The sequence below is a fragment of the Leptospirales bacterium genome (genome assembly GCA_019694655.1).
Taxonomy (GTDB): domain Bacteria; phylum Spirochaetota; class Leptospiria; order Leptospirales; family Leptonemataceae; genus SSF53.
The window spans coordinates 368692-375253 of sequence record JAIBBN010000004.1 but is presented as its reverse complement, the minus strand read 5'-3'; the positions used below and the strand labels follow the sequence as shown (position 1 = coordinate 375253).

General features: G+C 59.5%; 4 protein-coding genes and 1 pseudogene. 2 read left to right on the top strand and 3 right to left on the bottom strand.

Annotated elements, in window-relative coordinates; translation table 11 throughout:
* The first annotated feature begins 120 nt into the window (after positions 1-120).
* Positions 121-2220: pseudogene (locus tag K1X75_09540) on the top strand (penicillin acylase family protein).
* 5 nt (positions 2221-2225) lie between these two features.
* Here K1X75_09540 and K1X75_09535 read toward each other — a convergent pair.
* The 3 genes from K1X75_09535 to K1X75_09525 form a co-directional block, all read right to left on the bottom strand.
* Complete coding sequence (locus K1X75_09535; protein ID MBX7058292.1) at positions 2226-3890, bottom strand: putative transporter; 1665 nt, start codon at positions 3888-3890, stop codon at positions 2226-2228.
* A 139-nt stretch (positions 3891-4029) separates the two neighbouring features.
* Positions 4030-4902 carry an alpha/beta hydrolase gene (locus tag K1X75_09530; GenBank protein MBX7058291.1) on the bottom strand — a complete coding sequence of 291 codons (873 nt, stop codon included), beginning with the start codon at positions 4900-4902 and terminating at the stop codon, positions 4030-4032.
* 19 nt (positions 4903-4921) lie between these two features.
* A complete protein-coding gene (locus K1X75_09525) occupies positions 4922-5527 on the bottom strand; it encodes a hypothetical protein (GenBank protein MBX7058290.1) in 606 nt (201 codons plus the stop codon).
* A gap of 179 nt (positions 5528-5706) precedes the next feature.
* Between K1X75_09525 and K1X75_09520 the strand changes: the two genes are divergently transcribed.
* Positions 5707-6471 (top strand): SCO family protein, encoded by a 765-nt coding sequence (locus K1X75_09520; protein MBX7058289.1) that lies wholly within the window; start codon positions 5707-5709, stop codon positions 6469-6471.
* Positions 6472-6562 lie beyond the last annotated feature (91 nt).

The window sequence follows — 6562 nt, the reverse complement described above, 5'->3', positions numbered from 1 at the left end:
ACCTGTTTGAGAACTTTCCATCCGCCGGCAGAAATCGCGACGGGCTCCGGGCGCTGCTGCCAATGCATGTAACGCCAGAGCAAGTGGAAAACTTTCTCCTGAAAACCGCGGAAAAATGAGCGCTTACCTCGGGGACGATTGAGTGAGATCGTTGGAGAGCGCGCACTTCAGAATGATACTCTGATGCGCGTGCTCGGTCTTTCCCAAAGCGCCGAAGCGGACTGGAAATCGCTCGATTCTACGACGCAGGCGGCCCTTGAGGCCTATGCGGCCGGCGTGAATGCCTTCCTGCTCCAGGCAAAGGGTCGCCTGCCGCTGGAATTCAAAATCCTGGGCATCACGCCTGAAGAATGGACGCCTGTCGATTCGCTGGCCTTTGGAAAACTTGTGGCCTGGGGATTGAGTGCAAACTATCGCGATGAACTGATTGTTGCACAACTTATGGAATCGCTCAGCTGGCCGGAAACGCGATCGATCCTTCCCGACTATCCCGGTCCGGACGTAATTCTGGAAGCCAACGCCGCATTACATTCTTCTTCCGAAAGTGCGCTGCAAAGTGCTTTGCTCCTGCCTTCCTTCAGCGGGTGGGAAAGGCCGGACCAGGGCAGCAACGCGTGGGTTGTAGGCGGCAGCCACACTGCCTCGGGCAAACCGCTGCTGGCAGGCGATCCGCACCAGACTATGACAATGCCTTCGCTGTGGTACGAAGTGGGATTGCACAGCAACGAAGGCAGCTATCATGTCGTCGGCGGATCGCTGCCTGGCCTGCCCGGCGTTGAGATTGGCCACAACGAACAGATTGCCTGGGCCGTGACCAACGCCCGTCTCGATGTCCAGGACTTATTTGTGGAAAGCCTTGATGCAGCCGGCGAACAGTATCGCTTTCAGGGCGCCTGGAGACCCTTGCAGAAGCGCAAGGAAATCATTCACGTCAAGGGCGGCGAAGCCGTAGAACTCACGGTGCGCACTACGCATCATGGTCCGCTGCTCAGCGACACAATGCCGGGCAGCAGTCAGACTCTTGCACTGCGCTGGACTGGTCTGGATCAAGGGAGGCCGCTGGCACAATCGATTCTGCAGCTGGATCGCGCTGCAAACTGGCAGGAGTTTCGCGCCGCGCTTGCTCGCTGGCAGTTGCCTGGAATGAACTTTGTTTACGCAGATCGTTCGGGAAACATTGGTTTTCAGGTGACTGGCGCCGCTCCCATTCGCGCCAACAACGAGGCCTTCAGCTTAAGGCCCGTGGATGGCGCAAGCGGTCGCTACGAGTGGAAAGGAGTCCTGGCGGCCGACCAGCTGCCCTCGGCTATCAACCCGCGGCAGGATTTCTTCGCTTCCGCAAACAATCGGCAGGCTGGCGCGAACTATCCGCATTTTCTTTCGCACTATTTTCAACCTCCCGACCGCGCTGTAGAAATTACCCGGCAGCTCCGCAATTCTCGCCAACTTACTCGATCCGATTTTGCGCGCCTGCAGGCTAACTGGCGCTGCGAAACCAATCTGCGCGTTGCAAGAATCCTGGTCCGCGAAGCGGCGCCGATCGATGCACAGCTGCAGCCTGCAATAGCCGCATTGCAGCAATGGGATGGAGATATGCAGCCAGACAGCGTGGCCGCCTCGCTGAGCGAACTCAGCATGATGCACATTTTAAAGCTAACGCTGGGTCGAAAATTGGACGCGCCAAAGACAGAGGCCTATATGCAACTCTCCGGTTACCCCTACCTGTTTCTGCGGGAATTGTTAGACCGACCCGAGCATCCCTGGTGGGACAAGCAGCGCCCGCAAATTCTGGCGCAGGCGCTGCAGGCTGCGACGCGGGAGCTGCGCCAGAAATTTGGCGAAGACGAGAGCAACTGGACCTGGGGCGCAGTACATACCTACACGTTCTCGCATCCCCTTGGCAAGGTCGCCTTGCTTCGGCCGATCTTCAACCGCGGACCTTACCCTACCGGCGGCAACTGGAACACAGTTAACAGCGGGGCCTATACCTGGGACAATGACTACGCCATGAACATCGGCCCCGCCTACCGAATCATCAGCGACCCGAGCGACTGGGATGCCTCCATGTCCGTCCTGCCAGGCGGCCAATCCGGTCATCCCTTTGATTCGCATTATGACGATCAGGCTCGTTCCTGGCTTAAAGTTGAGTACCATTCGCTACCCTTTACACCGGAAGCTATCGAAAGGGCGAGCGCGGACCAGCTTGAGCTGCAGCCCTGAATGGTTCAGGCTAAAACCAACACCAATAGCTGCGCACAAACCACGCGCAGCAGCATGGTCAAGGGATAAACTGCCGCGTAAGCGAGGGCTGGCGCCGATGTCTTCGTCTGTGAATTGGCAAAGGCCAGCGCTGGCGGATCGGTCATGCTGCCAGCCAGCAAGCCAAGGATACTCAGATAATTGAGTTTCATATACAATCGACCGACCAACCCGACAATTGCCAGCGGCAAAAAGGTGATGCAGGCGCCAAAAAGCAGCCAGCGCAGCCCTTCCAGACTGCTGACGGTTTCAATGAACTTTTCTCCCGAGTGCAGTCCAACGCAGGCGAGGAATAGCACAATACCGATCTCGCGCATCAGCTGATTGGCGCCTGAGGGAATGTACCAGAAGAGCGGTCCAATTCGGCCCACGGCGCTCAGCAGCAGCGCCACGATCAAGGGTCCGCCAGCCAGACCCAGTCTTACTGCCGCCGGAATGCCAGGAATAGCCAGCGGAATGCTGCCCAGCACTATGCCCAGTGCAACGCCAATGAAAAGCGGAACCAGATGCGGCCGATCCAGCTCCTTGAAGGAGTTTCCAAGTTCGCGAGAGACGACATCAATATCGCGCGCCGCTCCAACTACGGTAAGCCGATCGCCAGCATGCAGACGAAAGGCCTGCGGATCAGGAAGATCGACCTCCGCCCGGCTGAGCCGAGTAAAGCGCACGTTGCATCTTTGTTCCAGCTTCAATTCATCTAGAGAATGGCCAAGCACTGCACTGCGCGTTACCACGATTCGCCGCAGGCTGAGCTCGCCGCCGCCGCTATGCAAATCGACATCACTGCGCTCGCCGACAACGATGCGCAGACGCTCCAGTTCTTCGGCGCTGCCCACTGCCAACAGGATCTGATCCACCTGCAAAATGGTTTCGTCGTGCGCCACTTCAGTGTGATCGCCAAGGCGCACCCGGGATATAACGACGCCGGAATCGCGGATGCCGGGAATATCGTCGATGCGCATGCCGGCCAGATTCTTATTGGTCACGCGCAGATTCAGCCTGGCCACGGCCGGATGCAACAATGCCTCTTCGGCTTCACGACGGGCCTCCTCGTCTGAAACGCGAATGCGCAGCAGGGCGCGCAACGCCAGCGATGCCAGGATGATGCCAAGAATGCCAAAGGGATAGGCGACAGCGTAGGCCATGCCAGGTCGGCCGCTCAGCCCGGCAAGTTCCGGCACGCTTTGCAGCGCCTGTTGTGCCGCGCCAAGACTGGGCGTATTGGTGGTGGCGCCGGAAAAGAGACCGACGGCCGCAGCAATGTCGACGCCGCCAAAGCGATGGAAGAGAAAGGCCAGTGCAGCGCCAAGGACTACGATGGCTGTTGCCAGTGCGTTGAGCGGAGCGCCCTGACGCTTCAGCGAGTCAAAAAAGCCCGGACCAACCTGCATCCCAATTGTATATACAAACAGAATAAGACCAAATTCGCGCAGGAACTCCATGACGCGCTCATCGGCGCGCACCCCAAAATGGCCGAAGGCAATGCCCATGAACAGGACGCCGGCAACGCCCAGTTCGATCTGACGGTACTTCAAGGCGCCCAGCGCCAGTCCGCCAGCAATGATTAAACTCAGAACCAGCAGAGTATGAGCGATCGATTCGCCCGAAAATAGATCAATCAGCCACGACATTGTTGGCCATGGCTATGACGGCGCCTGTAAGCAAGGCAAGGCAAAATCGAAAATCCAGGAGTTCTGTCGCAGCTCTTTGCGATTCGGGCATTGCAGACCTGCGAAGGCCACAGGATTCCCAGGTAGTTCTGCGAGGAGGCTAGTCGGGAGCGCCAAAAAACTCCGCCAGCGCCTGGGCGCATTGTTCCGGGGCATCGAGGTGCACGTGATGGCCGCCGGGAAGTTCGAGTGTGCGCAGTTGTGGCAGCAACCTGGCGCGCTCCATTAATTGCGGATACAGCGTCTTGAACTCTGACTCGCTGCCGCTGATCAATATCGCCGGACAGCGAATGCCAGAGAGGAAGGCGCTCACCTGCTCTTCAGTCATCCGATATAGCGAAGGCTGTTTGAGCCTGGCATCAGATCGAAACACAAAGCCGCCGGGAGCCGGCTTGAGATTGCGTTCCACCAGCAAGCGAGCGGCCTCTTCGCTGAGGCGACCGGCCAGGCGACGGGCGCGCACTGCATGCTCGAGGTCGCGGTATACTGCGCCGCGCGAGTTGCGTCGGCCGGTTGTCTTTTCATTGCGGGCCAGCAGGGCCTCGCGCAGGCGCTGTGGCGCCGTCTCGGGAAGATCGGAAAGCGGACCAAGGCCTTCGATCAAGGCCAGGCGTCGCACGCGCTCTGGAAATGCGCCCGCCAGCAAACTGAGCACGCCTGCGCCCATGCTGTGTCCAAGGAGGTTAACGCAGTTGAAGCCAAGGGCATCCAATGCCTCAAGAACCAGTCCAGGATACTCAATGAACGAATGTGCGGCGCCTCTGGCTGCATGCTCGGAGCGGCCATGCCCGGGAAAGTCAATGGCGATCAAACGAAAATCGCCGAGTAGCGGAGCGATAAGATCAAAGCTGGCCGCATTGTCCAGCCACCCGTGAAAGGCCAGAATCGGCGGCGCTTCGGGATCGCCCCAGTCGCGCGCTGCCAGCTGCAGGTGCTGCAGTGCGATGCGCAATTCGCGCGGCGCGGTGCTCATGATTCAGCATCAAGCGTCTTCAATTCTGCGGTTCGCCAATCATTCGCGATTCGTTGGCGCCACTGCAAAATACGCCGCGGCTGCGCAGCTCGCAATTGAAATTGGCCTGGCCCTGTACCAGATTGCCGGCGCCGGCATCGCCGTCGGCCTGGAATTGCCCGCGAAAGACGCCGCCGTCGGCAAAGCGATAGGCGCCCTGGCCCTCGCGGATGCCATTGTGGAAATTGCCTTCATAGACATCGCCGTTCTTGTGCGTATAAACTCCTGCGCCGTCTCGTACGTCCCCGCTATAGGCGCCGGCATAGCGATCGCCATTGGCGTACTCAAATACGCCGCGGCCCTCGCGCTTGCCATTGCGGAAAGCGCCGCTGTAGCGATCGCCTGTCGGGTATACAAAGACTCCCTCGCCGTTCTCGCAATCGCCCTGAATGCAACCTGTCTGGCCGCCGCTTGCGCTGCCCGTCTGCGTAGCGCTGCGATCGCTGGCCGCGCCGTCTGTCGGGGAGCTGCCCGAATCGCCGCCAGCAGCGCTTCCCCCGCCGGCGCTTTTACAATTTGCAAGTCCAAGAGTGAAGCAAATTACAGCAAGGAGCGGCAGGGCGCCGCGAAATTCAGGGCGAAGCATGAGGGAATCTCCAGAGGCGAAGTAGGCGATTACTGGCGGCTGGCCCTGGCTCTGACAACAGGATTTTTTCCGAACCCGGTGGAATCGCTCGCGCCCTGAGACTGAGCTCCTATCCCGTCCCTATGTTGTCGCTGCGCTCAGCCCAGATTCTTCCATTCGCAATGCTTTACGCCTGCGCCATGACCGCAGGCCTCCAGGCGGAATCCTCGCGCACGCCGGCCGAGGTCGGCGTAACCGAACATCGTGGCGAGCGGGTTCCCCTCGACGTCATGGTCCGTGACGAATCCGGCGCCGAGCGGCGGCTGGGCGACTTCTTCCGGCGCGGGCGCCCGGTGGTACTGATTCCTTCCTATTATCATTGCCCGCGATTGTGTACCTACGTCTTCAAGGCGGTTCAGAAGGCGGTGGCCGAGGTTCGCGCCAGCGGTCTGGCGCCGGGCCGCGATTTTCAGGTTCTCTCCTATAGTTTTGACAGCAGAGAGGGTTATGCAGAGGCAAAGAAGCGCGCTACGTCCATCCGCAGCCTGTTCGGGGCGCAGCCGCTTCCCGAGGGCGCCTGGCAATTTCTGAGCGGCGACGCAGCTGCCGCCAGCCGGCTGATGGGCAGCATTGGCTATCGCTACAAAGCCGACGGCGAGAGTGACTTTAGCCATGCCGCCGCGATTGTGCTCCTTGCCCCCGATGGCAAGATTACGCGCTACCTCTACGGAATCGAGTACCCGGAGCGGGAATTCAGGCTTTCGCTGGTAGAGGCGGCAAACGGTACTATCGGCGGTGCAACGGAGCAGATCATGCTCTATTGCTTCCGTTACGATCCGGTGGAGGGGCGGTATACCCCCTTTGCCTGGGCCTTCGTCCGCATCGGCGGAGCGGCCACCCTGGCGCTGGTGCTGGCCTTGATTTTTTTCCTGCTGCGTCGCGAACGACGCGCAAAAGGCGCTTGAAGCAATGCAGCGCAAGTGAAATCTATCCGCCAAAAAGGCAGCATTCGCATTTATGTATACAGAAGGCGCGTCAACTCATGCACCCGATCAT